Origin of the sequence: Microcystis sp. T1-4 (genome assembly GCF_000297435.1) — a bacterium.
In the GTDB taxonomy this organism is placed as follows: domain Bacteria; phylum Cyanobacteriota; class Cyanobacteriia; order Cyanobacteriales; family Microcystaceae; genus Microcystis.
This window is the reverse complement of sequence record NZ_CAIP01000146.1, coordinates 14,925-40,396: the sequence shown is the minus strand read 5'-3', so window position 1 is coordinate 40,396 and position 25,472 is coordinate 14,925. Positions and strand designations below refer to the sequence as shown.

Here is a 25,472-nt window from a genome sequence, read left to right as displayed (position 1 = left end):
GCTCACTGATTACCACTGTCCACTGAAAACTCAAATCTGATAACTGATAACTGATAACTGATAACTGATAACTGAATTATCCCTTGACAATTGCCCCAAAATCTGCTAGGACTCGGGCGTGATTTCGCAGTAAACCCAACAGATTTAAACGATTGCGACGGACAGATTCTTTTTCTGCCATGACTAACACACTATTTTCGCCATCAAAAAAGTCAGCCACCACGGGAGAAATTGCCGTTAAAGCGGTGACAAGACGCTGATAATCTCTTTGCTCTCTGGCACTGATAGTTTCGGGAATTAGGGCAATTAAAGCGTCATAAAATGCCTGTTCCGAGGATTGTTCAAATAACTCCGTATTGATGATTGCCTTGGCTTCTAGGGTAGTTGTATCTAAATCTCCTTTTTGTGCTAAACGGGTGGAGCGATTGACGGTTTCATAGATGTTGGCTAACTGACCATCCTGACGAATTTGGCATAAAAAGCGGGCGCGTTCACGGGTATCTAATAAATTTTCTAAAGCGCGAGACTTATACTCCAGATCGTTTTCCCCCAAAACTGCATTAACGAGATCGTAATCTATCCTCAAATCATCAATTAGGAGAGTTTGCAGACGTTGTAAAAAGAAATCTTTAATCAGATTGGCTGGGTTGGGTTTATCGGGATGACTGGTGACAAAATCCTCAGCTATTTGCTCAATTAATGCCAAAAGATTGATATTAAAATCGGCCGACCAGATAATACTAATTATTGCATTGGCAGCCCGACGGAGAGCGAAGGGATCTGAGGAACCAGTGGGCAGCATTCCCAGTCCAAAAATACCGACCAAAGTATCCAATCTGTCGGCAAGTCCCACCACTTGACCGGTGATTGTTTCCGGGAGTAAATCCCCAGCATTGCGAGGCAGATAATGTTCAAAAATGCCCCGGGCAACTACGGCCGATTCACCACTAATTAAAGCATATTTTTCGGCCATTACTCCCTGTAATTCTGGAAATTCATAGACCATTTGGGTAACTAAATCCGCTTTACAAAGCATGGCAGTGGATTCTATATCACTGCGACTTTGTTCATCGAGATTTAACTGTTCGACGATCATCTGGGCAATTTCCATAATCCGATCGACTTTATCGCGCATGGTTCCCAATTCTTCTTGAAAAGTGACGGTTTCCAGTTGGGGAAGGAAACTATCTAAGGGTTCATCACAATCGGCAGTATAGAAAAATCTGGCATCAGCTAACCGTGCGCGGATAACCCTTTCATTTCCTGCGGAGATAATCTCAGATTTTTGGGGATCGCCATTGGAAATAGTGATAAAATAGGGTGACAAACCCTGGGGAGTTTTCACTGGGAAATAACGCTGATGTGTCACCATCACGGTAATAATTACTTCTGGGGGTAATTCCAGAAATTCATCGTCAAATTTACCGACAATGGCCGTGGGATATTCGACTAAGTTAGTCACTTCTGCTAATAAATCTGCGGGAATTTCTGCCACTCCCTGGAGTTTTTTGGCCAGGGTGGTAATCTGATCAGTAATTATCTGTTGACGCACTTGCGGATCCGCTTCCACAAAAATTGATCGCAAACTGGTTAAATATGCTTGGGGGTGACTAATGGCTAAGGATTGCGGGTGTAGAATGCGATGACCAAAAGTTAAGCGATCGCTGGTTAAAGTGGTGGAGCCATTAATTAATTCTAGGGGTAAAACTTCCCCATCCACTAAAGTTAATAACCAACGAATTGGCCGGGGAAATCTTAAATCGCCATCTCCCCAACGCATAAAACGTCTTCCTTCTAAACGGGTAATCCATTGGGGAATTAATTCAGTTAAAATCTCGGCTGTTGGACGACCCGGAATCGTTTTTTCAACATAGACAAATTGTCCTTTGTCCGTGGCACGAATGGAGAAAGCAGCGGTGCTAACTCCCTGTTTTCGAGCAAAACCCTCACCTGCGGCGGTAATTTGGCCATTTTTGTAGGCGGCACTAACTGGCGGTCCTTTGATCTCCTCGCTGCGCGCTTCTTGCTCCCTCGGTAATCCTGTGATTAACACGGCCAAACGGCGCGGGGTTGCGTAAACTTGAATAGCAGTCGCGTCCAGAGATTCCGTCTCTAAACTCTTGCTAACTCTTTCCTGCAATTGTGCGATCGCGCTATCGACAAAATCTGCGGGTAGTTCTTCTGTACCGACTTCCAGTAAAAAATCCATCTGATTGATTGGCCGTGTTTATGCTTCACCAATCATCTAGGCTATCACAGAAGCCGTGTCCTTAGTTTTTGACTGGTGTTGTTCGACTTTTTGGGTTAGGGTGAAAGAGGCAGCAAATTGGAATCAGCGACGATGGGAAAGATTAATTTATTAGTCAGTGCCACCTCTGAGGATTGGATAGAACAGGCAATTAATAATTTAGAGATTATTCTGCTCGATCATTCCCATTGTGAGCGAAAAGCGGCAGGAGTGGCCTTAAATCTCATGTTTCGTTATCCTTCCTACGCTTCCCTCGTGCGGAAATTAACAGCGATCGCACAAGAGGAATTAGAACATTTTGAACAGGTCAATCAATGGTTAGATAAATGGGGAATTCCCCTCGCTCCCTTAAATTCTCCCCCCTATGGTGCTAAATTAAAGGCCCAGATTCGTCACCAAGAACCCGATCGCCTTTTGGATTCTCTGTTAATATCAGCTTTAATTGAGGCGCGTTCCCACGAAAGATTGGGTTTATTGGCAGAATATTGTCCCGATCCTCAATTAGGTCAATTTTATCGCGGTTTAATGGCTTCCGAAGCCCGTCATTATGGTATTTATTGGCTATTAGCAGCGGATTATTTTGAACGGACAGTGATCGAGGAACGCTTAGAAACCCTAGCGGCGATCGAAAGTGAGATTTTAGCCAATCTGCACCCGGAACCTCGTATTCATAGTTGATTGCACTAATAGAGACAATGGCTGCAGCTCACATTTGCAGAAATACGGACAATTAGCAATTATCAGTGACTCTTAAATTATTACAAATATATCAGCAGCTGCCTGTAAGCATCCCACCAAAAAACTAATGCGCGAGGGGTTTGGGGACGGCGCTTGCGTCCCCAACGGGGGGTTTGGGGGGTAGAACCCCCCAAAAGCTTGGATTGAGTGATCAAATCGGAAGTAATGACCAATTTTAGAAGATAGTTTCCCCGTAAAAATCCCAACTTAGTAGATTTACAAAAATCAGATGCACCCAGGGACAAACCCTATCTATAGCGTTTCTGATTCACAAGAGGTACATTCCTGATCCTGAACAGCTTAATCAGCAAAGGTTTAAGTGTGCCGCACAGATGCGAGAACCGCTATAAATTACTCATTGAACTCAATTTCTCTCTTAGAAAAGGGTAAATCTTGATTGATTGCCTCAATTTCTTCCTGTTCCATTTGATTAATTTCCTGGATATAATTGCGGAGAATTTGAGTCATTTTCCCATGATAAAAACGGTGTAAACTGTGATTAGCAGTAGCGGGAAAACCCCGTCTTTTTTTATGTTGTCCTCCCGCACCGGGGTCAAACATGGTAATACCTTGACTAATTGCCCAATCGATCGGTTGATAGTAACAAGCTTCAAAATGTAAACAGTCGTACTCTTGAAAACTGCCCCAGTAACGACCATAAAGATTAGTATCTTTGCGAATACAAAAAGATAAACCCACCGGTTTAGTATCCTTTTCATTTTGGTAGGCAGTAATCAAAACCACTCGCTGACGATAATTCGGATATAATTGTTCAAAAAATTTCTGTGTCAGATATTTACTTCCCCAGTAAAATTTATCACAGGTACTGCTATAAAACCGATAAATTAACGGGAATAAATGATGGGGAATTTCTTCGGCGGCCAGAGTTTTAATAATTAACCCCGCATTAGTCACCGCTTTCCGTTCCCGTTTAATATTGCGCCGTTGATTAGCATTAAAAACCGTCAGATAATCTTCAAAACTTTGAAAACCCTTGTTATTCCAAATATAACTATGATGTAACCAGGGAGTAAAGCCAAAATTTTCCATTAAAATTCGCCATTGGGGATCGACAAAAAGAAAATGACAACCCGACAGATTATTTTGATCACAAAAATGATCAATCGCCCCTATCATTAAAGCAGTAATCTCTGGTTCATTTTCCCCCGGAGCAATTAAAAAACGATAACCCACTGCTGGAGTAAAAGGGGTCATTCCTAACAGTTTTGGATAGTATCTAATCCCCAAACGATGGGAAAGATCGGCCCATTGGTGGTCAAAGACAAATTCACCGTAACTATGACTTTTAATATACAAAGGAGCGGCGGCAATTAACTCAGTACCGCGCCAAACTGTGAGATGAGCAGGTTGCCACCCCGTGCGTCCTGTGGCGCTGCCGGAAGTTTCGATATTATGTAACCATTCCCACTCTAGAAAGGGAGTAGTTAGGGGTTGAGCGAGAGCATCCCATTTTTGTTGGGGAATCTCACTCATTTTATCAATCCAAGCCACAGAGTATTGGGGTTTAAGCTGTTCTACCATGGGACAAGATAAGTCAACCTTTTTATTTAAGGTAATCTAGTTTTGAGATTTATGGGACTGCCGTTCCAGGGAATAATGTAGGAAAATTTCTGCTTCCACGGTTTCCACGCTCAAAAGTTGTAATTTTCTGGCAGAATCAGCCAGAAATCCAGTTCCTCCCAGGGGAGTTGCCGCTTTATTGCCTCCTAACAGCAACGGACAAATAGTTAGATAGATTTCATCGATTAAATCTTCAGCTAAAAGAGAGGCAATTAATTCACCTCCTCCCAGAATCGCCAGCTTTTTGATACCTAGGGCGGTAAATTGTCTAAAAATAGCCTTCCAATCGCCGCAGACTAAGACAATCTCAAATAAACCCCGATTTTCCCATGCCGCCACTTTTTCCGCTGCCGTGATTAACCAGCGCGGGAAAGGCTGCTGAAAAAATTTCATCCGGGGATCAAGCTGGCCTGAATAAGAACAAACGATCTGTATCGGTTGCGGGGATAATCCCCGTTGTTGACGGTATGCGAGAAAATCGGGATGACGGATAGGAAGACTGGTGTGATAAGCGCGTAGGGTGTTAGCACCGAATAAAGCGGCATCCATGCGCGATAAATGTTGTTCTAGACGCATTTTATCGGTAGCAGAGGCAAATCTGGCCGCTGACTGGTAGGCGTCGGCAATTTTACCATCGGCACTCATGGCTAAAATAACGGTGGTGTGAGGACGATTCATGGCAAATGCTCGGGGATATCACCCGGTCCGATTGGTGAATAGGCTAGTATAGTCTGGAGTTTGATAGCAAGAATCAAACCAATTTCTGCCTATGTCTATCGGTCAATCCTCTTTTCGTCGTATTCTGCTCTCTCGCTTACTCCTAATCAGTGTACCTGTACTACTGATGGGAGTTTATATCACCTATCGTAAAGCGAGATCGGCTTTTTTGGAAACGGCCCGTCAAAATCTCACCGAAAGTGCTATCAGAAAAGCAGATAATATTAATCAATCAATTCAATTTTTGCAGGCTAATCTGATCACTGCGGGGGAAAGTCTGGTTTTAAAACAGGGAACCTTAGCCGAAAAAGAAGCTTTTTTACAACAATTCACGGCGCAGCTTCCCCATGAGATTAACTGTGTGGAATTAATTGATATTAAAACCAAGAAACCTTTATTAAATCGAGCCTGTAAACCAGAAATTATCAAGGTTTTGCCTCTGGAAAGATGTCCAGAAAAACGGACTAGCTTTGCCAGAAATATCGAAAATATCTTAGTTAGAAGTTTACCCCGAGAACTTTTGACCAAATCTCCCGATAATAATCGTCAATTAGAGTTAGTTTTTGCCGTTCCCATCTACGATAATCAAGGACAATTACAATCTAGTCTAATTCTGCAAGCTTCTCTACTTTACAGTGAGAAGGTTTTACCCGGTTCTTTGTCAGGTTATCCCGTGGTTATTTCTGAAAATGGCATTATTCTCGCTCATCCCTATTTTGATCGCATTGGTAGCCATATCAGTCAAGAAGCTGATGCTGAACGCCTCAAGATAATCATCAGTAATGCTGTTAAAGGTCGGCAGAGATTTCTCCATTTATTTTCTTTCGAGAAAGATGGCCAAGAATTAGTCGCTGGTTATAGTTCTCTCCCCAGTCCAGTTACGGGAGAATCATCCCAAAAATGGGTAGTTCTAGCCATTAGTTCCCTCTCCCAAGCTCTAGTTCCTCTACAACAAATTTGGGAGGCAATTTTTTATCTGATTTCTGGTTTACTATTAGCTTATTTAGTAGCTATTGCACTGATCGCTAGGGATTTGGCCATACCTTTAGAAAAACTGCGAGATTATGCCTTAAATATTCAGCAAATTCCTTCCCAAAAGATTAGACCAGAAAACTTTAATATTCGAGAAATTAATCAGTTAGCCTCGGCCTTAGAGGAAATGCTCGAACGCTTACGCCTTTGGGGAGAAGAAATAGTTAAGAGTCGGCAAGAAGCGGAAAATGCTAATCAATTAAAAAACCAATTTTTGGCCAATACTTCCCACGAATTACGCACCCCTCTCAATGGTATTATTGGCTCAATTCGTTGTGTTATGGATGGATTTTGTAATAGTGAGGAGGAGGAAAAAGAATATCTGCAACAAGCGGATAATGCCGCCATACATCTTTTGGAAATTATTGATGATATTCTCAGTATTGCTAAAATAGAATCGGGCAAAGTTTCCGTTAATCCTGAACCAGTAGATTTACACCAAATTATCAATGAAGTTATTAATTTACAAACAGCATCGCTACAACGTAAGTGCTTAAAATTAAATTTGCTTTTCTGTCCAGAAAATCCGATAGTCTATGCTGATCCCACTAAATTAAAACAGGTAATTTTGAATGTTATTTCTAACTCAATTAAATTTACCGAGACGGGAACTATTTCTCTGATAACTCACCTAGAACATCCACAGGCTATTATTACTATAATCGATACAGGAATCGGTATAGACCCCCAGCAACAATCAAAATTATTCCGTCCTTTTGTGATGATTGATGGTTCCACAACTAGAAAATTTAGCGGTACGGGTTTGGGATTAGCTATTTCTAAGAATTTGATGAAAATGATGGGGGGAGATATTACTATCTCTAGTCAAGGTCAAGGTTTAGGAACAACTGTGGAAATTATTCTTCCCCTAGGGGGGGAAAAAAAGCTTGATTCTACCCCAGAGGAAAACTCATCTTTGCCGATTCTTCCCTTGTCTTAAAACCCAAAAATATCTCTATTTAACTTCTGTAATTTCCAGTGAATTTAGTTTATAATTCCTCTAAACTTTCTACAGGTAAATTAACCACCTGATAAGCACCAAAAACCTCGATCGCATCGGTATAATTGGTTAATTCTTCTAAAGTTTCTGCGATTAAATGCTGTTGCTCTGGATTAATTTCTAGATCAATAAAAAATATGTATTCCCCTAAAGATCGTTTCGTTGGTCGCGATTCGATCCGAGATAAATTAAGCTGACGTTTGGCAAAAACTTCTAAGGGTTTGACTAAAGCACCGGGTTGATCTAAAACTTGAAAAGCGAGGGACATTCGCTCCCCTTGGGGATGGGAAGTTAAAGCCATTACCCAAAAACGGGTACAATTATCGGGATAATCATTAATTGGTTGTATTAATATTGGCACATGATAGAGTTTGGCCGCCCGGGGAGAAGCAATCGCAGCCGAATTAGTCTCTCGATCGAGAATTTGAATCGCTTCTGTGGTAGAATTAGTAGGAATAATCGGCACGGTAGGCAAATTATTTTCTAGCCATTTTTGACATTGGGCTAAAGCTTGGGGATGGGAATAAACGGTTTTAATTTCTGTTAGCGATTGACTGGGAGATAGCAGTGCATGGGAAATCGGTAAAACTAATTCTTGTTGAATCTGTAACCCGGGTAATTGCCATAAAGCATCAAGCGTCATTACCACACTTCCCTCGGTGGAATTTTCCACCGGGACTACTGCTAAATCGGCCTGATTTTGGACAACCGATCGCAGGGCCAGGGCAATGCTAGGATAGGGTATTAATTGACGAGGCTGGGGTGGTAAACTGTTAGCAAATGCTAAAGCGGCTGTTTCTGAATAGGTTCCCACCGGCCCCAGATAAGCGATCTTTACAGTCATTGAAATTATCCCCGCAAGCAATTTTTTCTAGCTATTACAGCCTTTTTCATAAATATCAAGTATAACCTAATTTGGTATTGACTCCTATTCTGCTATAATCATCTCAAGTCAGCTTCACTTTCTTTGATGGTCAATTGACTGATTTTTTGGCGAGTTTCCTCGATGGTTAACCCTTGGGCTAAATCCCCCAATCCCTTGAGCAGATCATTAGTTAAGGAAAGAGATATTTGGCTATCCTGGCCCGATAAATAGACAACCTTGGCTAATTCGGCCAGTTTAACTTTTTTGCTGGTGCGATTTTGGTAACTGACCGAAAACCCGTTAATCTCTGCAGCTTCTTGCTCAATCATTGCCGACTTTAAACGTTCCTTGAGATGTTCCATCTCTGTGTCTAAAATCTTCCATTGCTGGTAAATTTCCCAATAACGATTAGTTAATCTTTCCAGATTCTCACCAGCGGGATCGGGAGTAATTAAATGGGAAAGCTGCAAAAGACGATGATGGATTTGGGCCGTATATACAGGGTCTTTTTGTGCATATTCTAGCTGGGCCGCAGTTAAAGGTCTTTTGCCCCAATTCCCCCCCTGTTCAGTCTTATCAATAGGGGGAAAATGACAAAGACATTCAGCCAGGGTTTTCAGTTGATAATTGGGTAAGGGAGCAATATAGTAGGGAACCTTTTTAGCTAACTCTAGGGTACAGGTAATTTTTTTAACTTGTCCCTTACCGCCCAAAAATTTACAATCATAACTAGCATTGTGAAAAACCTTTTCTATCCGGTCAACCAGCATGATTTTAGTGATAAAATAGTTAGTAAGATCGGGTCGATCGAGAACATCCAAAATTGTCACCCGCTCACCCGTTAAGTCCGTGGAATCGGCAAGAATTTGAATCAGAGACAAACGGGGGGTCTTGCTATCGTAATCGGCTACTTCCGTATCTAACCAAAGAATGGGAAAATGGCAAAAGTGATCGATCGCATTCCTAATAGCGTCGGATTCCGTTAAATAAGGCATGGTTGCAGAGGTGGAAAAATGTATCAAAAAATCTTGATAGCAATAGATTTATCAGAGATGGGGGAGAGTGTCTTTAAGGAGGCTGTATCCTTAGCCAGTAAGTACGAAGCTAACCTCCTACTACTGCACGTCCTTTCCCCTGAAGAAGATTATAGCCCTTTACCGATTCCGCCCAATTTAGCCGATATTTACCCCGCCCAGGGTAATGATCTCACTCTCGATTTTTGGCGGCAACAATGGGAAGAATTCGAGCAGAAAGGGGTAGAAATGTTGCAAAAAAGAGCTAATCAGGCGGGAGAAATGGGTGTAAAGGGAGAATACCAGCAAATTTACGGTCATGCCGCCAAAACTATCTGTAAAGTGGCGCGAGAGGAAAATATTGATTTAATTGTCATCGGTCGGCGTGGGCGATCGGGTCTAGGAGAGTTATTCTTAGGTAGTGTGAGTAATTATGTTCTCCATCATGCCCCCTGTTCCGTCTTAATTGTTCAACATCCTCAGGACTAAAAATTGCTGATTAGCTATTCCCCCCTAAAATCCCCAAACGATTAAAAGGAAAAAAGCGAAAAACCGCCCTACCAATCACGTTATTTTCCGGTAAAAACCCCCAGATATGGGAGTCATTGCTATTATTGCGATTATCTCCCATGACAAATAAGTTATTTTCCGGCACGAGCAAAGGCATGAAATTATATTGGGGGGGTTCGAGAATATAATCCTCTGCCAAGGGTTGATTATTCAGGTAAATTTTGCCCTCCTTAACAGCAATCACATCCCCTGCGGTGGCAATCACCCTTTTAATAAAAGCTTGGTTCTTTTGATATCCCTGTAATTGTAATTGTGCTGGCGGTTCAAAGACGACGATATCCCCCCGTCGAGGAGGATGGAAATCGTAGGAAAGTTTTTCCACCACTAAGCGATCGCCCTGTTCTAAAGTGGGTAACATAGAATCAGAGGGGATAAAACGAGGTTCCGCCACAAAAGTGCGGATTAGTAGGGCTAAAACTAAAGCTATAGCGATAATTTGCAGATTTTCTCGAATAGAAGCCCAAAAACTTTTAGATTTGTCTTTATTAATTTCTTGCTCTTGCATTATTGCCCAGATGATGGTTGGTGTAACTTAGCTTTCGCTTGCTGCCAAAAAACGGTTAATTCCTCTAGTGTATAGTCATGAAGAGGCTTTTCCGCCACGGATTCCACCAGGGAAAAACGTTGAATAAAACGCAGATTAGTCTCTTGTAAAGCGATGCTGGGGTCTAAATTATACCAGCGAGCAAGATTGACAATAGTAAAGAGTAAATCGCCTAATTCGGCCTGTTGATGCTCTTTATCGACCGATTCTAGGGACTCTTGCCATTCTGCCAACTCTTCGCCGAATTTTTCCCACACTCCTGCGATATTTTCCCAGTCAAAACCGACCCGCGCCGCTTGCCGAGAAATTTTCATCGCTCCCATCAAGGGTGGCAAAGTTTGGGCATAACGGGTTAATTTGCCGCTAACAGTCGGGTCATTTTTTTCCTCAGCCTTGATTTTCTCCCAATTTTGACGCACCTGTTCGGGATTTTCTAGGGATAGCTCCCCGAAAACGTGGGGATGACGACGAATTAATTTATCGGTGATGCCTCTAGCCACTTCTTCTAGGCTAAAATTACCCTCATCGCTGGCAATTTGGGCTTGTAAAACCACCTGTAGCAGTAAATCGCCTAATTCCTCGGCAATGGCAGTTTTATCACCGCTTTTAATCGCCGCTACCACCTCATAAGCTTCTTCGATAACGTAGGGAATTAGGGTTTCCGGGGTTTGGGCTAAATCCCAAGGACAGCCGCTTTCTGGGTCTCGTAAACGGGCAACAACGCTGATTAAATGGTTTAATGCCGCTAAGATGGCCTTGTAGCTGGGATTGTCGGTTTCTGGAGGGCTAGACATCGATTTTTTCTGGTTTTCTCGCCCATTATACCGGTTAGTTATCAGTGATCAGTTATCAGTGATCAGTTATCAGTTATCAGTGATCAGTGATCAGTTATCAGTTATCAGTTATCAAAAGCTCTCATCTCCCTGTCTTCTAATATTCAGTTACAGCCTTTCTGATAATAGATGAAGTTTAACCTAATTTGAGCGAAGACCGACTCCCCATTATTCAGATAACTGCTTGGCTCTCTTATTCTTTGTGTGATCTCGCGTAGCGAGCGCGTTGCGACCAGTTTAACTTATATAGTAGTGATCGATCTCTGTGTCCTTTGTGTCTCTGTGGTTCCCCTTCCACTCACTTGCCCGCAAAAATGTATCTTAGAATACATTTTACCCACAAAATCGGGGAGAGCCACTGCTTTAGCTCAATAATGATGAAAAAACCCGGTAAAACCGGGTTGCACTAGCTTGGATTGTGTATAGTCAACCAATCAAGCAGTTGAAAACTTAAATAAATCTAAATAGAAAAAAGGTAAGCAATTCCACTGTAAGAAAATCAGATTTAATGAACCACCCCGCAAGTTAGGGGACAAGAAGCATAAACAGCTTGGTGAGAGGTTTTTACCTCACCGTGTAACCAGTGCAACCAGCTAACTTCATGGGGATGAACACCTTTTGCTGCTAATAAAGCGGCACTAATTAGGATAGCCAAAATATTGATACCAATAATCATTCCCGCCACTAAAAGCACGGAACTAATCGGTAAAACCGACTCTAAGATAATCGCAGACAATGCTCCCACTGTCATCATTAATACTACCAAAGGAAATCCCACTACTAATAAACAGACAGTGAGGACGAAACTCCAGAGAAGAAAGCTTTTTAGCATAGCTAAAGAAACGTGGCCCCAGTTATTTCTTGCGGTTAATTGCATCTTCCTGACCTCTTACAAACTTGGTGGTCTAACTTTTCTGCACGTCGGCTCAAAGTCGATAAAAACCAGTATAGGAAAAACACCGAAGAAAATGAGCTATTCGCAATATAAATTTACAATCATCGCCGATCATCTATGTTATATGTATCGAACTATTACAAGAATCGGCCAGAGGTATCGAAAACTTTACAATCAGTTTCCCTTGATCCCCAATCCAGTTTCCTACTGAAATCCTTGATCCCCGTCGATAATCCTTTCTTGTCTCCCTGTCCTCAGATTTTTCAGCGTCTCCTTGTAACAAATATTTACAATTACTTCTAGAATTCTCAGAAAATAGGTGGACGGGAGTGGAAATTATGAATTATGAATTATGAATTATAAATTAGGCTCTTCGTTACTTGGTATGGTTCGATAGGGGAGCATAAATCGACTAAATCCTTATCTGGCAAGAGACTTAATTGATTAGTTCGCTCTAGATCAAAAACAATTGACAAAAATCGCCAAATGTCTTTCTCTATAAGAGTTTCATTCCTTATAATCCTGTACGTTGCATAAGACAAACCGAAGAACCATAAATTACGAATTGGCAGGTGGGGAGAGGGGAGAGCGGAGAACAAATAAAAATAATCTCCTGAATAAGCTAAGACGCATTTTAACGGCCTATCCTGAGATTAGCTGAATCTCCCCCAATCCCTTTCCTGTTGCAAGAGTGCAAGAGTGCCTCATCTCAACCAGCAATTTAGATGCGGGGGCAGCTTATGAGCGGCTTTTCTTTGTCATAGAATTGACATCTGGCTGTTATAGTCCTGACAAATCAGAGTTATATGCTAGAGTTAATCCAGCAAAGGAATAAATTATTTCCCCTAGCCCAGCTTTCCTCAAGCTTCCCACACAGGGTCTAGGGGGAGTTTATTTTTCTGCCATGGAGGAAAACCGCTACCCGGCCGGAAAAGAAAATTTTTCTATAACTTGAGTAGCCTTGACAACAGGGAAGACAGTCAGGCAGACTGACCTAAACAGGTTTTTGGGGCGAAAATATAGTTTCTTGCCCTTCTGTCCCCCTAAACACTGTCTTAGCTCTGATGGCGAGCATAATCATCCTGAAAACGGACTATATCATCCTCTCCTAAATATTCCCCATTTTGCACTTCAATTAACACCAATTTGATCACCCCGGGGTTTTCCAGACGGTGAGCGGTACACTGCGGCACATAGGTGGACTGATTAGCACCGAGAATTTCCTCGTTATCTCCACAGGTGACTTTTGCCGTCCCCGAAACCACAATCCAGTGTTCACTGCGATGGTAGTGCATCTGTAAACTGAGACGATGACCCGGATTTACTTCAATCCGCTTGATTTTATAACCGGGACCTTCTTCTAGGGTGGTGAAAGAACCCCAAGGCCTAAATTCTGTTGCTGCCGATTCTACGGTCGAAATAAGCTGAAATGGTGCCACATCTTGGGATGCGATCATTATATTATGTCTCCATTGCTAGGTCTGATCTTAGTCCAAGATAGCAGCAAAAACCCTAGATGGCATCTAAATCAGTGATCAGTAAACAGTAAATAGTGGTCACTGATTTACTCTTCGTCGGTGTTGAGAATACGGGGAACGCGGAAATAATCCCCTTCTGGGGCCGGCGATTCTTGCACTAAGACCTCGTGATCGGGATAAAGTCTATTACTATCGGCGCGAGTGATATTTTGAATTTCGATCGCTCGCGTGGTGGGTGGCACATTTTCCGTGTCTAATTCGCTTAACTGCTCGAAATAATCCAGTATTCCGCTTAATTGCGCCGCAAATTGTTCTTCTTCGCCGCTATCAATCTCTAAACGGGCTAAATGGGCGATTTTTTCAACTGTTGCTCGATCGATCATGGGGGAAATGGGGTAATGATGAATTATGAATGATCAATTGGGGGGTGAGGGAGTGGAAATTATGAATTATCAATTATGAATTATCAATTGGGGAGAATAAATAAAAGCAATTTCCTGACTCCTGACTCCTGAATCCTGTCTCCTCAATTTAGAAGAACACATCAATTTCCGATCGCCCGGTGATCTTCAGCCAGTTTTGGGCTTCAATGTAGTTATTGGGGGCTAATCGGATGGCTTGTTTCCAGTATTCTGCCGCTTTGTCGTAGAGTGCTTCTGCTTCCGCTTGTCGGCCGTCTTCTCTGGCTTTTTCCCCTTGAAAATGGTAAATAACAGCGATATTATTCAAGGCGGAGGGCATTCTAGGATTAAGTTGGATAGCTTCTTCGTAGTATTCCAGAGCCTTTTCATGCTCGCCGTTACTAGCGTGGATAATGCCGATGTTGTAGAGGATATAACTGCGATCGTTAGGATCCTCTTCTAAGGTTAACGCTTCATAGTAGTTATCTAGAGCTTCGGCGTATTCGCCGTCAGCTTGGGCAGACATCCCATCACGGTAATAAACAAAGGCTTCCTTGGCTTTTTTATTGGCGGGCAGTATCTTTAAAATGATATCCGCCATGACGGTAAAAGATTTATCAATAAAGTTATCGTTACGTTGGGTGCGCGGCATAGTTAGGACAAGTAGGCGATCAAAATGACTATTTACCTTTATAGCACTCGCCAGAAACTCTAGGGCTGTTTTTCTAATTTTTCTCGACCATGGGTGCCATGTAGAGGTCCTCGGCTGGGCTGGGGGCGAACGTTATTTTCCAGCAAAAAAATTCCCCTAGCAAGGGGCAACTATGGGGCTTACTAATTTTTATCCTTTGCGTCCCGATTGGAAAAATGTCAAATCTGCTAGGGACGAGCGACAGTTCCTAGAACTTTCCTGACACCCTTGTTGCTCCAACCACCATTGACGCAACTTTACCTAAGATTTAGACTTCTCCCTGTTGGTTGCCCTAAGTGAGTAGATTGGTTACCCGATGTTATCCCATAACCCCACCTACCATCCAAAAATTAAATTCTTTTCCTCAGACCAACAGCCGCTAAACCGAAGGCTAACAGAGCCAGGGTGGTGGAAGGTTCGGGGATTGATGTAAATTGAATCTCATTGAAGCCGAGACGATAGTTAGTAGGAGCAGTCGCGCCATGGTTAGTCATGTTGATAAATCTAACATTAGTCGCATAGACTGGGCTAAAACTGACCTGTTGCGCGGACACAACACCTGTAGCCGGGCCTTTGCTAAAGGAAGCTGGAACGCCAGGGTCAGTCAGAGTAGTCCAATTTCCTCCATTGTTGCTGGAGTATTGAATAGTCACGGCATTAATTCCCTGATTGGCTGCTGTCATATCACCGCCAAGGTTCCAGAAACTAAACCCAGCAAGATTATAGATACGACCGAAAGCAAAATTGATAGTAACGTTTCCGACGGTACTGCCGGTCAGTAGACTTGACCGCCAAGCATTGGGATCAGTCATACCAGTATTTGTCGCTGCGTGAGTTCCCGTCAGACTTGGCCTGTTAAGCGGCGGACCCTGCAGCCCAAATCCGTTGGTAGTAGCGGCTAGACTCCCCTGGGAGTTAATAGTAAAACCTGGTGCTGTGGCAGTGACACTGCGAATCAGGCCTGCGGCTTGGGCGTTCTGCGGCACAGCCAACATTAGGCCGAAAGTGGCGGTGGATAAAACAAGATGTGTAATAGCGAGTTTCACAGGGAAATCTCCTTAAAATAAGATTTAGCTAGAGTCAAGTGGGCGCATAGCACCCTTTTCTATCCTATTTGTTTTTTTTGCCAGCTTCTGTTACTTTTGATACAATTTTTTTATTTTTTTATGTTAGAGGAATAGGTGGACAGGGGGACATCGCCCACATATTGAGAAAGTCAGAAGCCAGAAATCGGGTGGAGAAGAAATTCTGTCTTCTGCCTTCATAGCGGGCAATCGGCCTACTGATGAGATTCTAGCGTCGTGGTTTTGCTATTGTCCCCATCGGAGAATAAATCATCGCTAAATAGATCATCAAGGGACAGTTCTTCCTCAAGGGATTCTAGATTGCCAATTTCTTCATTATCCAACATACTGAAGAAATCTAGTTCTTCTTGGTCACTCGCAACAGAAGCAACATTTCGTCCCTTAGATGCAACTGTAGGGGTTTCTTCGGCAAAAGAATCGAAGAATTCGAGTCCATTGCCGTCAGCAGTATCGGCAAATAAGTCATCTAGAAAATTTTGGTTATCGGCGAATTTGTCTGGGTCGGTGGCTAATAAATCGGAGTAACTGGTGTTACTGCTAACGGTTTCTTGACTGAAGCTCTGATCGTAATTACCCGATAATTCTTCTAGACTAGCGATCGTTCTAGTTTCTTCCTCTAATGTTAGACTGTTGAAAAATTCTATCTCAGCAGCGGACATTTCCCAGCTAGAGATTGCTGGTTCTTCCATGACGGGAAAATCTTCGCTCTCGGTCATTTCTGGAGAAACTAAGGTTTCTTCCCTGCTGTTTAAACCCTCAAATGTCTCCATTACTGGGGCGAATTCTGAGGGGGAAACGGGCGTTTCTAGGGGTGTTTCGGGGGCAAATTCCGGTTCTAATCCCAGGGTTTCTTCCGTGATAAAACCATCAAAGGGATTCATTTCCCCAGTGAATTCTGAGGGGGAAACGGGCGTTTCTAGGGGTGTTTCGGGGGCAAATTCTGGTTCTAATCCTAGGGTTTCTTCCGTGATAAAACCCTCAAAAGGATTGATTTCTTCGGCACTGGGGTTATCGGGGAAATCATCCCAGGGTTCGACAATTTCAGGGGTTCGCTCATCCAATACGGTTTGGCGGGCGTTTTCTAGTTCTAACAGTTGACTTTGATAACCCTGTTCTAGTTGTTGAATTTGCCACTGATAGCCATTTTCTAATTCTAGAATCTGCTCCTGTTGACTTTGACGCAGGGCTTCTATTTCCGCTTGCTTGCCTTCTATAATCCCTTCTATTTGACTTTGATAGCTTTGGCGCAATTCCTCGATTCTAGCTTCGTATTGCCGTTGAAGTTCCTGAATTTCGGTTGTATGGGCAGTTTCCACGGCTGGAGCGGCAGTTGCGCTGGCTGCCTCTGCTAAACGTCCTTGGCTATCTTCTAACTCTTTTTGCAATTTAGCCAATTCTTCTCTATAGGTGGCTTCGATATTGCCAAACTGTCCTTTGCTGTCTTTTAACTCTGCTTCGGTTTCACCTAAAGCCGCCCGAATTTTCTCATATTTTTGCAGTGCTTCCCTGATTTTTCCCTCTTGCAGGGCATATAAAGCCCCACCCCCGATCGCACCGCCACCGACAAAACCGATTAAAATATCGAAGATATTCATGATGGGATTCCTCCTCTAGGAAAATTTACTTCTAATATGCCCAATCTCAGAGGATAATTCACAAGGGGCAAATGTGGTCGGTATTTTCCGCCGCTCTCTATGGCGATTGCTTTTGATTGTGGCAGCAATTATCGGAAAAAGAAAGCCAATATTAACTTTTTTATCAGCCAATGTTCACCTTTACGGCAGTTATCTTGATGGTGAGGTACAAAGTCTCTAGTTTTAGGGGGTCGGTTGTCAATGCTAAATGCTGTCACACCGCATCGGTGTTTGGCAAGACATTTCACTGAGGCTGCATTTCCCGATAAGCTTGATAAACGCCGCGCACGTTGTACCAATTGAGAAAAATGCGGGCAATTTCTAGGGCTAATTGCGGTTTACCTCGATCGATTAACCATTGTAACAGCGGGGAGAGGCTGCGTTCATTCAGGGTTCCGCCTAGGGAAAGTAAACCCCACAAAAGTCGGTGAATCCAAGTCATTTGAATCATCATCCGCACTTCCCAGGTGGGATGTTTTTGATAAAAAAGCACTCCCATCCGTCCCCGTTGAATTTCCTTATCGATGAGATTGGGAATTTGGGCGAGATTAAAGGGGGGATGCCAATGATAACCGACCGCTTCCGGACATTTGATTAATTTTAGTCCTAATTGCTTCAATCTCACCCCTAATTCCAAGTCTTCCCAACCGTAGAGTTGAAACTGCGTATCGAATAATCCCGCCGCTAATAACCATTTTTTGGCGATCGCCACGTTGCCCGTGGCAAAATAGGCGGCGGAGAAGTCGGTGATTTTATAGGGTTCACTGGTGGGATGCTCGAAGTTACAGGTGTTAATGACGCTGCCGTAGGTAAATAAGCGATCGCTGCCGAGACTGGCTGCCCCGGCGGTTAAAGCGTCGGCGTGGGCTTGCAAAAAATTTTCTGTCACTACCAGATCGCTATCGATAAAAATAATCGTATCACCGCGAGCTTTTTCTACCCCCAGATTCCTAGCGATCGCTGGTCCGCCGTGATCCTGTGGCCACAGTTGCAGATGGGGTAAATTGGCTTTCTGACTTTCTAGCCAAGCGAGCGTCCCATCGCTAGAACCATCATCGACAAGGACTATTTCGTAGTTTTCCACCTTATTATCGGTTAAACGCTGATTTTCTAGGGCGAGTAAACATTTTTTTAAGATTGCTTGGCGATTGTAGGTAGGGATGACAACACTGATCAGCACGGGCATTCGGGGGTCAAGATTACCGTTTTAGCTTACCAAATAACCTCGGTTCCTTGCTTAGACCTCCGGCAAAAATCCACAATCTTGATTCAGGATTCAGGAGACAGGAGATAGGAAATAGGGTTTTGGGGTGATAGGGTTTTGGGGTGATAGGGTTTTGGGGTGATAGGGGTTTTGGGGTGATAGGGGTTTTGGGGTGATAGGGTTTTGGGGTGATAGGGTTTTGGGGTGATAGGGTTTTGGGGTGATAGGGTGATGAGACAGCTTCCCCACTTCCCCACACCCCAATTCATAATTCATAATTCAGGTTCTTCCGAACTTACACTGTAGAAAATTCCTCAAGCACCCTCTCTGCCCAGCAATGCTCTAAAGTTGATAAATATCAATCTAACAAAAACTCAAAGCCCTGCTATACAAGCTTTACAAGCATGAGTTGTTGATAGTTTTGCATGACAGGTTCGGTAGAGCCATAATTCATAATTCATAATTCATAATTTATAATTCCCACACCCCACACCCTACAGTGTCAGGAACTCCGGGAGGAGGATTAAGGTCAACTGGGAACATTAATTTTAAAAAATCGGTGATCATGTTATCCTCTGATTGTGTTGTGTGAGGAAAAGAATCGGCCATGGTAGCGTCTCTATCGTATCAAAATGGACAAAAAACTCGATCGCATCCTCTGTTATCCTTAGGGGGTTTGATCGAATTGCCGCCATCCCCCCTGTTTGGCACGGACGGAATTCGCGGCCAGGTGGGAGAATTATTAACTGCCCCCCTAGCGCTACAAATCGGATTTTGGGCGGGACAGGTATTAAAAAATCAGGCTGGTGTCACCAAACCGGTAATTATCGGTCAAGATTCGCGTAATTCCAGTGATATGTTAGCCAATGCTATCACTGCGGGTTTAACTTGGGCGGGAATAGAAGTCTGGCAACTGGGATTATGTCCCACTCCCTGCGTCGCCTATTTAACCAGAGAAAGCGAAGCGATGGGGGGGATAATGATTTCTGCCAGTCATAATCCTCCCGAAGATAACGGCATTAAATTTTTTGACAGTAGCGGTTTAAAATTATCCGGCACTTTAGCGGCACAGATAGAAGCGGGTTTAAGGGGCAATTTAGAATTAGCGGATAAACCGGAAAATTGGGGAAAAGCGACTTTTTGTCCCGAATTAATCCAAAAGTATTATCAAGCTGTCATTGATTCCGTCGGGACGGATATTAACCTATCGGGATTAAAAATAGTTTTAGATCTAGCTTGGGGGGCAGCTGTTAACCTAGCACCTTTAGTATTCCAAGCTTTGGGGGCGGAAGTTATCTGCCTACACGAGCGAGCCGATGGCGATCGCATTAACGTTAATTGTGGTTCTACCCATTTAGAAAGCCTACAGGCGGCGGTAATCAATCAGCAAGCGGATTTGGGGTTTGCCTTCGATGGCGATGCCGATCGGGTCCTGGCCGTGGATAGTCAAGGTAGAGTAGTAGATGGCGATTATATCCTCTATTTTTGGGGTCGTTCCCTCTTAGAAGCCGGACGGCTACCGGATGGGTTATTAGTGGCAACGGTGATGGCTAATTTAGGCTTTGAACGCGCTTGGCAAAAACTGGGGGGGCAATTCTTGCGTACTGCCGTGGGCGATCAGCACGTTCAGGCGCAGATGTGGGAAACTGGAGCCATGCTAGGGGGTGAACAATCTGGTCATATCCTCTGCCATCATTACGGGGTTTCTGGGGATGGAATGCAAACCGCCCTACATTTAGCGGCTTTAGTGCAGAAATCGGCGGTTTCCTTGGCTAACTTAGTCGATCATAGCTTTGTCACCTATCCGCAGATTTTACGCAATGTGCGGGTGGAGGATAGAGAAGTGCGACGTAATTGGCAGCAATGTGAACCTTTGCACCGAGAGATCCGCCAAGCGGAGACAGCTATGGCAGAAAAAGGCAGGATTTTGGTACGAGCTTCCGGGACAGAACCGTTAATTCGGGTGATGGTGGAAGCAGAAACCCTAGAATTAGCCAATTTTTGGACAGAAAGGCTAGTAGCAGCGGTGCGAAGCTATCTTTTGTAGTCGATCGAGCGAGATAGGGATTATAATGCTCTTAGTCTGGCGTAGCAAGGGATAATTGTCACTAACCCCGCCCTAAAAGCGACGGGGCTTGCCTAAACCAATTTAGGCGACGCAAGTAGAGACTACCGCATCGAGACGCAATCTGGCCCAGACTTCCGAATACTTCCCTAGTTCGGATTACCTCTCAGCTTTATTGGTAAAGCGTTGTTAGACAAGACATCTGGATTGTGTTGCGGAAAGGGACTTTAACTTTACTCTTAAGGATTATCTCCATGGCAAGAGTTCCTGTTATCTCAAAAGACGGAAAACCGTTGATGCCCAATAAACCCAGTCGGGCCAGGCGGTGGATTAAGGAAGGAAAAGCTATCGGTAAATTCAACGACTTAGATATTTTCTATGTCCAGCTAACCGATGAACCTTCCGATAACAAAACCCAACCGATTGCTATTGGTATTGACCCAGGTAAATTATTCTCTGGAATTGGCGTTCAATCCTCTCTTTTTACTCTTTGGAAGACTCACTTAGAACTTCCTTTTAATCTAAGAGCGCATCGACAAAAACGATTCTCAAATAGAAAACAAGGAAAATTAGCTCCCTCAATCAAAGCTAATCGTCAACTTGAACTTCGAGTCGTTTCCGAACTAACCAAAATCTATCCAATTACCGATATTTACTTTGAGTACATCAAAGCCGATGTTGATTTAACTTCTGGTAGAAAAGGGGCTAAGTCTGGAAAAGGTTTCTCGTCGGTCATGGTTGGACAAAAATGGACTATTGAGCAACTGTCTAAATTGGCAACAGTCCATACTCGCTTTGGTTGGCAAACCTCTAATCTCAGAAAACATTTGCGACTAGAAAAGTCCAAAAATAAAGCAGAACAATCACCAGAAAGCCATGCTAACGATGGAATTGCTCTTGCCTGTTTTCAGTTTTTAGACTATTTGCCATTCCACAATTCTAATAGTCATGGATATGATTGGAAGGGTTATGTTAAAGTAACAAACGCTCCCTTTGCTGTCATCAAACGTCCTCCTATTAGTCGTCGTCAACTTCACCTGATGGTTTTTTCTAAGGGTGGTAAACGACGTAAATATGGTGGCTCGACCACAAGACATGGGTTCCGTAAAGGAGATTTAGTTTCTTCTCCCAAAGGAATTGGTTATGTCAGTGGAGATACCGAAAAACAGCTATCTGTAAGCGATACCAATGGTCAACGATTGGGACAGATAGCTGTTAGCAAGATTCAGTTAATTCGTCGTTCTAACGGTTTAATTGTTTCTCGCTAACTTATATAAAGCCGCCCTCCGCTATCGCTAAAGGGCGGGGTTTCAGACCCAGTTTTTCGATGACCGGACTAAGTATTGATCGCCAGAAAAAAAAGCATAAACAAGGCCAAACAAAAGCTGATAGTCCCCCGCTTAACATCAAAGAGAAACTTGCCCTCAAAAAAGAAGAAAGGCAAAAGAAACAAAAGTTAACGGGGTTGATTATTTTTGCCATTTGTGTAGCAATTTTGCTCGGATTACCCCTCAGCTTATTATTTGATCCCAACATAGGAGCTGCAGTAAGTTTATCCTTAATTTTAGGAGTTTTCTCCTTTAGCTATCCTCGCGCGGCTCTTTGGGCATTTATTATCTATGTCCCCTTCACTGGCACTATTATCTATTGGTTGGGAGGTAATCAAATCCTCCAGCTTAGTAAAGATATCTTTTATCTACCCGCTTTAATCGCCTTAGTTTTAGAATGTCGAAAAAAGCGATTACCGATCATTGTCCCGAAACAATTAGGTACAACCCTATTATTAATCTTTGTTTTCTGTGTGGTCTGTCTATTAGCCATCAATTTGCAGAGACAATTTCTGCCTACTTGTGATTCCGTGGCCGGGATGACTATGTTTAGGGATGGCCGTTTGCGCGGAATTCCCTGTCGGGAAAGTGAGACTTTTCTGCAAGGACTATTAGGATTTAAAGTTTTGCTAGGTTATGTCCCCTTGATCTTCTGCACTTATTACTTAATAAAAGACAAACCCACCCTATTATTTTTTGGTCGTCTTTTAGTGACTTTAGTAATTATTTGTTGTGTTCTAGGGTTAATGCAATACTGGATGCTGAAAACAGGCCGTTGTGTGGGAACTAGAGGCTACGTGGCTGATGCACTTTTCCAAGCCACCTTAGAGGCAAGGTGTTTTGTCGGCGGGGCATTGGCCTATAGTCCAGAAGTAAATATGATCCGCCTACCTGGTACCTTTGTTTCTCCCTGGCACTGGGCTTGGTTTTTAGTCTCTGGTGCCGTAATTTGTTATGCCAGCGCCTTTAGTGAAACTTCCCAAAAATGGCGACTAGCAGCCCTAGTGGGTTTAACCCTAGTTTTTATTAATGCAGTGATCTCCGGGCAAAGATTAGCTTTCTTTGCTGTACCGATGATTGTTGGTCTGATGACGGTTATTACGGGACAAATCGCTAACTTAAAACGATTTTTGCCGATCATTTTTGCCGCCACTTTACTTATAGCTATCGGTTTTTCTTTGCTTAACCCCGATTTTGTCCAACAACGCTACGATAGTGCTGTCAGTCGTTGGCAAAGCAGTCCCCCCACCGCTTTTATTCAAGAACAGTTGGATTTTGCTATCCGTAATCAGGGCGGTATTTTAGGTCGTGGACTTGGTGTGGCCACAGCTTCTGCTAGGGTTTTCGGTGATATTTCCTTTGTGGAAACCTATCACAGTAAAGTTTTATTCGAGTTGGGATACATCGGTTTTGCCTTGTACATGATATTTATGACCCATCTGGTTTATCTGAGCTTTCGCATCTATCGTTCCCTCAAAGACCCGACTCTGCGAGGTTTTGCCGGTAGTTATTGGGTTTTCCTGCTCTTTGTTGCCTATATTCCCTATTGGTATGCCCTCGATACGGATCCTGTGGGCGTTTATTACTGGATATTCGCGGGGGTAATTTTTAAATTACCAGTGATCGAAAAACAGGAAAAAGAAGCCAAAATTCTGGCGGGGGAAACCGCCACAAAATCCTCCAAAAAGGGCTTAAAATTTAAACGCAAAGGTGTTTCTCTCGCTTGAAATATGGAATCGGGCTATAGGGATTGGGTTTTAGGGTTTTAGTGGAAATTCCCCCATTCCCTGCTATGAATTTTCCCTCGATTTCCGTCATCATACCCACCTATCGGCTCTTCTCAACTTTGTGTGATAATTTTTGCTTATGGAACCCTGAAGTGCTTATTGGGCAAAACTTTTAGGACTATTTTGCGGATATTCTATCAGTATAGACCTCGTTTCCACACAGAAACCTGAAGAGCCACCTATCGAGGCAAAGAACCCCTTAAAGATACCCTCGATGACCTGCTCAAACAAGATTACCCCGAAATTGCGACTCTATGCTAAATTATTTGATTGTCAGGTTCTTGGTAATCCTCCCTGTAATAAAGGTGGTTTCCCGATTAAAATCCTTTCTAGGGGAGTTTTTTATAGTTTAGGTTTTCTGGATGCTCTGAAAACTCAAGTTAATTCCCTCTGGAATGATGGCCAAATTTATACAAAACTAGATAATCTATGAGAATTTTAGTCGCTAGTCATACATATATAGTTGATCTCAACTGTGAGAAACTGCGCGCCCTGACAAGATTACATCCCAATCTGGAAGTTACTATTGTTGTTCCCCAACGTTGGCAACCGGGAGGAGTCCAAAATAAAATCATTGAAAGTCAACCGAAAATAGCCGACAATTTCCGAGTCATTCCTATCTCTAATTTTAGCCAGAATAACCAAGCTTTATTAACTTTTGGCACTGATATAATTCCTTTGCTGCAAAAATTTAGACCCGATATTATTCAAGTAGAACAGGGTTCTAAATCTCTCGCTTATGCACAATTTATTACTCTGAATCGCCTCTTAAATCTCCGGGCTAAAAATGTATTTTTTACTTGGTGGAATCTTCCCTATAATCTTAAATTTCCCATCTCTTGGTTAGAAGCTTATAACCTGAAAAATACCGATGGTTTAATCGCTGGTAATCAGGACGGGGTAGATGTTTTAAAAGAACGGGGTTACAGGGGTAAGTACACCGTTTTACCACAATTAGGCGTGGATGAAGTTCTTTTTTCCCCCAGCAAGCAACCCGATTTAGCCCGCTCTTTAGGCATTGAAACCGATGAATTTGTGATTGGTTTTGTCGGTCGTTTTGTGGAAGAGAAAGGCATTTTGACGCTGATTAAAGCTGTAGCTAAGTTAACAGGTAACTGGAGATTATTACTGTTAGGTCGGGGCATCCTGAAAGATAAAATAGTCAGCGAAGCTGCCGCCGCAGGAATAAGAGATCGCTTGATTATTGCAGAAAGTGTTCCCCACGATCAAGTAGTTAATTATATTAACCTGATGAACACTTTAGTTTTGCCTTCAGAAATCACCTATCGGGTCAAAACTTTAACGGCCGTCGGTTGGAAAGAACAATTCGGTCATGTTTTAATTGAAGCCATGGCCTGTCAGATTCCTGTTATTGGTTCCGATTCGGGAGAAATTCCCTTTGTTATTGCCGATACGGGGTTAATTTTTCCCGAAAAAGATGGGGAGGCACTGGCTAAATCTATACAAACTCTCTTGGATAATCCCAGCTTCGCTCAAGAATTAGGCCAGAGGGGTTATCAGAGAGTAATGAACAATTATACTAATAAAGCGCTCGCTCAAAAACAATTGGATTTCTATCAACAATTACTCCCTCGGTGATGGAAGTGGCAATTATGAATTATGAATTATGAATTATGAATTATAGTTCTTCGGTTTGTGTTATGCAATGGACGGGAGTTATAAGGGGTGAAACCCTTATATAGAAAGACATGGCTGCGATTTTTGCCAATTGTTTTCAATCTAGAACGAGCTAATCAATTAAG

General features: G+C 43.0%; 22 protein-coding genes and 1 pseudogene. 9 read left to right on the top strand and 14 right to left on the bottom strand.

Annotated elements, in window-relative coordinates:
- Positions 1–76: 76 nt before the first annotated feature.
- On the bottom strand, positions 77–2,209 hold the full coding sequence (gene glyS, locus MICAI_RS08830) for a glycine--tRNA ligase subunit beta (protein WP_008200592.1): 2,133 nt from the start codon (positions 2,207–2,209) through the stop codon (positions 77–79).
- A gap of 132 nt (positions 2,210–2,341) precedes the next feature.
- Between glyS and MICAI_RS08825 the strand changes: the two genes are divergently transcribed.
- Positions 2,342–2,926, top strand: a complete 585-nt coding sequence (locus MICAI_RS08825) for a tRNA-(ms[2]io[6]A)-hydroxylase (protein ID WP_008200590.1) — start codon at positions 2,342–2,344, stop codon at positions 2,924–2,926.
- A 411-nt stretch (positions 2,927–3,337) separates the two neighbouring features.
- On the opposite strand, the gene MICAI_RS08815 is transcribed toward MICAI_RS08825, so the two are convergent.
- Entirely contained in the window at positions 3,338–4,528 is a 1,191-nt protein-coding gene (locus MICAI_RS08815) for a GNAT family N-acetyltransferase (RefSeq protein WP_008200588.1), read from the bottom strand.
- Between the two features lie 36 nt (positions 4,529–4,564).
- On the bottom strand, positions 4,565–5,245 hold the full coding sequence (locus MICAI_RS08810) for a RibD family protein (protein ID WP_008200585.1): 681 nt from the start codon (positions 5,243–5,245) through the stop codon (positions 4,565–4,567).
- A gap of 91 nt (positions 5,246–5,336) precedes the next feature.
- Between MICAI_RS08810 and MICAI_RS08805 the strand changes: the two genes are divergently transcribed.
- The gene (locus MICAI_RS08805) at positions 5,337–7,256 is read left to right on the top strand and encodes a sensor histidine kinase (RefSeq protein ID WP_008200583.1); all 1,920 of its coding nucleotides are present in this window, start codon (positions 5,337–5,339) and stop codon (positions 7,254–7,256) included.
- A gap of 49 nt (positions 7,257–7,305) precedes the next feature.
- Here MICAI_RS08805 and pheA read toward each other — a convergent pair whose 3' ends face one another.
- Positions 7,306–8,160, bottom strand: coding sequence for a prephenate dehydratase (pheA, locus tag MICAI_RS08800; protein ID WP_008200581.1), 855 nt, complete (start codon positions 8,158–8,160; stop codon positions 7,306–7,308).
- Between the two features lie 98 nt (positions 8,161–8,258).
- Positions 8,259–9,176 (bottom strand): 3'-5' exonuclease, encoded by a 918-nt coding sequence (locus MICAI_RS08795; RefSeq protein ID WP_008200579.1) that lies wholly within the window; start codon positions 9,174–9,176, stop codon positions 8,259–8,261.
- A gap of 18 nt (positions 9,177–9,194) precedes the next feature.
- On the opposite strand from MICAI_RS08795, the gene MICAI_RS08790 reads away from it, so the two are divergent.
- Positions 9,195–9,683, top strand: a complete 489-nt coding sequence (locus MICAI_RS08790) for a universal stress protein (protein ID WP_008200576.1) — start codon at positions 9,195–9,197, stop codon at positions 9,681–9,683.
- Positions 9,684–9,693: 10 nt separating this feature from the next.
- Here MICAI_RS08790 and lepB read toward each other — a convergent pair whose 3' ends face one another.
- The 8 genes from lepB to MICAI_RS08750 all read right to left on the bottom strand — a co-directional run bounded on the left by lepB (position 9,694) and on the right by MICAI_RS08750 (position 17,286).
- Positions 9,694–10,269 (bottom strand): signal peptidase I, encoded by a 576-nt coding sequence (lepB, locus tag MICAI_RS08785; RefSeq protein WP_008200573.1) that lies wholly within the window; start codon positions 10,267–10,269, stop codon positions 9,694–9,696.
- Positions 10,269–11,102 (bottom strand): nucleoside triphosphate pyrophosphohydrolase, encoded by an 834-nt coding sequence (gene mazG / locus MICAI_RS08780; protein WP_008200571.1) that lies wholly within the window; start codon positions 11,100–11,102, stop codon positions 10,269–10,271. Before mazG ends, lepB begins: the two co-directional genes overlap by 1 nt.
- A gap of 544 nt (positions 11,103–11,646) precedes the next feature.
- Positions 11,647–12,018, bottom strand: a complete 372-nt coding sequence (locus MICAI_RS08775; protein WP_008200568.1) for a hypothetical protein — start codon at positions 12,016–12,018, stop codon at positions 11,647–11,649.
- Positions 12,019–13,091: 1,073 nt separating this feature from the next.
- Positions 13,092–13,493 (bottom strand): phosphomannose isomerase type II C-terminal cupin domain, encoded by a 402-nt coding sequence (locus MICAI_RS08770; RefSeq protein ID WP_002803359.1) that lies wholly within the window; start codon positions 13,491–13,493, stop codon positions 13,092–13,094.
- Between the two features lie 107 nt (positions 13,494–13,600).
- On the bottom strand, positions 13,601–13,897 hold the full coding sequence (gene gatC / locus MICAI_RS08765) for an Asp-tRNA(Asn)/Glu-tRNA(Gln) amidotransferase subunit GatC (RefSeq protein ID WP_002803357.1): 297 nt from the start codon (positions 13,895–13,897) through the stop codon (positions 13,601–13,603).
- A gap of 148 nt (positions 13,898–14,045) precedes the next feature.
- Positions 14,046–14,567, bottom strand: coding sequence for a photosystem I assembly protein Ycf3 (locus MICAI_RS08760; RefSeq protein WP_002803355.1), 522 nt, complete (start codon positions 14,565–14,567; stop codon positions 14,046–14,048).
- 389 nt (positions 14,568–14,956) lie between these two features.
- Positions 14,957–15,652 (bottom strand): PEP-CTERM sorting domain-containing protein, encoded by a 696-nt coding sequence (locus tag MICAI_RS08755; protein ID WP_008200560.1) that lies wholly within the window; start codon positions 15,650–15,652, stop codon positions 14,957–14,959.
- 233 nt (positions 15,653–15,885) lie between these two features.
- Positions 15,886–17,286 carry a hypothetical protein gene (locus tag MICAI_RS08750; RefSeq protein ID WP_008200558.1) on the bottom strand — a complete coding sequence of 467 codons (1,401 nt, stop codon included), beginning with the start codon at positions 17,284–17,286 and terminating at the stop codon, positions 15,886–15,888.
- Between the two features lie 73 nt (positions 17,287–17,359).
- On the opposite strand from MICAI_RS08750, the gene MICAI_RS25825 reads away from it, so the two are divergent.
- The gene (locus MICAI_RS25825) at positions 17,360–17,506 is read left to right on the top strand and encodes a hypothetical protein (RefSeq protein ID WP_157221738.1); all 147 of its coding nucleotides are present in this window, start codon (positions 17,360–17,362) and stop codon (positions 17,504–17,506) included.
- Positions 17,507–17,569: 63 nt separating this feature from the next.
- Here the strand turns inward: MICAI_RS25825 and MICAI_RS08745 are convergent, their stop codons facing one another.
- Positions 17,570–18,511 carry a glycosyltransferase family 2 protein gene (locus MICAI_RS08745; protein ID WP_008200556.1) on the bottom strand — a complete coding sequence of 314 codons (942 nt, stop codon included), beginning with the start codon at positions 18,509–18,511 and terminating at the stop codon, positions 17,570–17,572.
- Positions 18,512–19,136: 625 nt separating this feature from the next.
- On the opposite strand from MICAI_RS08745, the gene glmM reads away from it, so the two are divergent.
- The 5 genes and pseudogenes from glmM to hpsO all read left to right on the top strand — a co-directional run bounded on the left by glmM (position 19,137) and on the right by hpsO (position 25,308).
- Positions 19,137–20,576 (top strand): phosphoglucosamine mutase, encoded by a 1,440-nt coding sequence (gene glmM / locus MICAI_RS08735; RefSeq protein WP_008200554.1) that lies wholly within the window; start codon positions 19,137–19,139, stop codon positions 20,574–20,576.
- 272 nt (positions 20,577–20,848) lie between these two features.
- Positions 20,849–21,862: an RRXRR domain-containing protein gene (locus MICAI_RS08730; protein WP_008200552.1), complete on the top strand. Its 1,014-nt coding sequence runs from the start codon at positions 20,849–20,851 to the stop codon at positions 21,860–21,862.
- Positions 21,863–21,921: 59 nt separating this feature from the next.
- Positions 21,922–23,649: a hormogonium polysaccharide biosynthesis protein HpsL gene (gene hpsL / locus MICAI_RS08725; protein WP_008200550.1), complete on the top strand. Its 1,728-nt coding sequence runs from the start codon at positions 21,922–21,924 to the stop codon at positions 23,647–23,649.
- A gap of 292 nt (positions 23,650–23,941) precedes the next feature.
- Positions 23,942–24,142 (top strand): annotated as a pseudogene (locus tag MICAI_RS08720) (glycosyltransferase family 2 protein); the annotation flags it as partial.
- Positions 24,139–25,308 carry a hormogonium polysaccharide biosynthesis glycosyltransferase HpsO gene (hpsO, locus tag MICAI_RS08715; RefSeq protein ID WP_008200546.1) on the top strand — a complete coding sequence of 390 codons (1,170 nt, stop codon included), beginning with the start codon at positions 24,139–24,141 and terminating at the stop codon, positions 25,306–25,308. The pseudogene MICAI_RS08720 and the gene hpsO, both read left to right, overlap by 4 nt.
- The last annotated feature ends 164 nt before the right edge of the window (positions 25,309–25,472 follow it).

Coding starts and splice junctions, on each gene's coding strand:
- glyS (WP_008200592.1), bottom strand. CDS start 2,209: ATGGATTTTTTACTGGAAGTCGGTACAGAAGAACTACCCGCAGATTTT.
- MICAI_RS08825 (WP_008200590.1), top strand. CDS start 2,342: ATGGGAAAGATTAATTTATTAGTCAGTGCCACCTCTGAGGATTGGATA.
- MICAI_RS08815 (WP_008200588.1), bottom strand. CDS start 4,528: ATGGTAGAACAGCTTAAACCCCAATACTCTGTGGCTTGGATTGATAAA.
- MICAI_RS08810 (WP_008200585.1), bottom strand. CDS start 5,245: ATGAATCGTCCTCACACCACCGTTATTTTAGCCATGAGTGCCGATGGT.
- MICAI_RS08805 (WP_008200583.1), top strand. CDS start 5,337: ATGTCTATCGGTCAATCCTCTTTTCGTCGTATTCTGCTCTCTCGCTTA.
- pheA (WP_008200581.1), bottom strand. CDS start 8,160: ATGACTGTAAAGATCGCTTATCTGGGGCCGGTGGGAACCTATTCAGAA.
- MICAI_RS08795 (WP_008200579.1), bottom strand. CDS start 9,176: ATGCCTTATTTAACGGAATCCGACGCTATTAGGAATGCGATCGATCAC.
- MICAI_RS08790 (WP_008200576.1), top strand. CDS start 9,195: ATGTATCAAAAAATCTTGATAGCAATAGATTTATCAGAGATGGGGGAG.
- lepB (WP_008200573.1), bottom strand. CDS start 10,269: ATGCAAGAGCAAGAAATTAATAAAGACAAATCTAAAAGTTTTTGGGCT.
- mazG (WP_008200571.1), bottom strand. CDS start 11,102: ATGTCTAGCCCTCCAGAAACCGACAATCCCAGCTACAAGGCCATCTTA.
- MICAI_RS08775 (WP_008200568.1), bottom strand. CDS start 12,018: ATGCAATTAACCGCAAGAAATAACTGGGGCCACGTTTCTTTAGCTATG.
- MICAI_RS08770 (WP_002803359.1), bottom strand. CDS start 13,493: ATGATCGCATCCCAAGATGTGGCACCATTTCAGCTTATTTCGACCGTA.
- gatC (WP_002803357.1), bottom strand. CDS start 13,897: ATGATCGATCGAGCAACAGTTGAAAAAATCGCCCATTTAGCCCGTTTA.
- MICAI_RS08760 (WP_002803355.1), bottom strand. CDS start 14,567: ATGCCGCGCACCCAACGTAACGATAACTTTATTGATAAATCTTTTACC.
- MICAI_RS08750 (WP_008200558.1), bottom strand. CDS start 17,286: ATGAATATCTTCGATATTTTAATCGGTTTTGTCGGTGGCGGTGCGATC.
- MICAI_RS08745 (WP_008200556.1), bottom strand. CDS start 18,511: ATGCCCGTGCTGATCAGTGTTGTCATCCCTACCTACAATCGCCAAGCA.
- glmM (WP_008200554.1), top strand. CDS start 19,137: ATGGTAGCGTCTCTATCGTATCAAAATGGACAAAAAACTCGATCGCAT.
- MICAI_RS08730 (WP_008200552.1), top strand. CDS start 20,849: ATGGCAAGAGTTCCTGTTATCTCAAAAGACGGAAAACCGTTGATGCCC.
- hpsL (WP_008200550.1), top strand. CDS start 21,922: ATGACCGGACTAAGTATTGATCGCCAGAAAAAAAAGCATAAACAAGGC.
- hpsO (WP_008200546.1), top strand. CDS start 24,139: ATGAGAATTTTAGTCGCTAGTCATACATATATAGTTGATCTCAACTGT.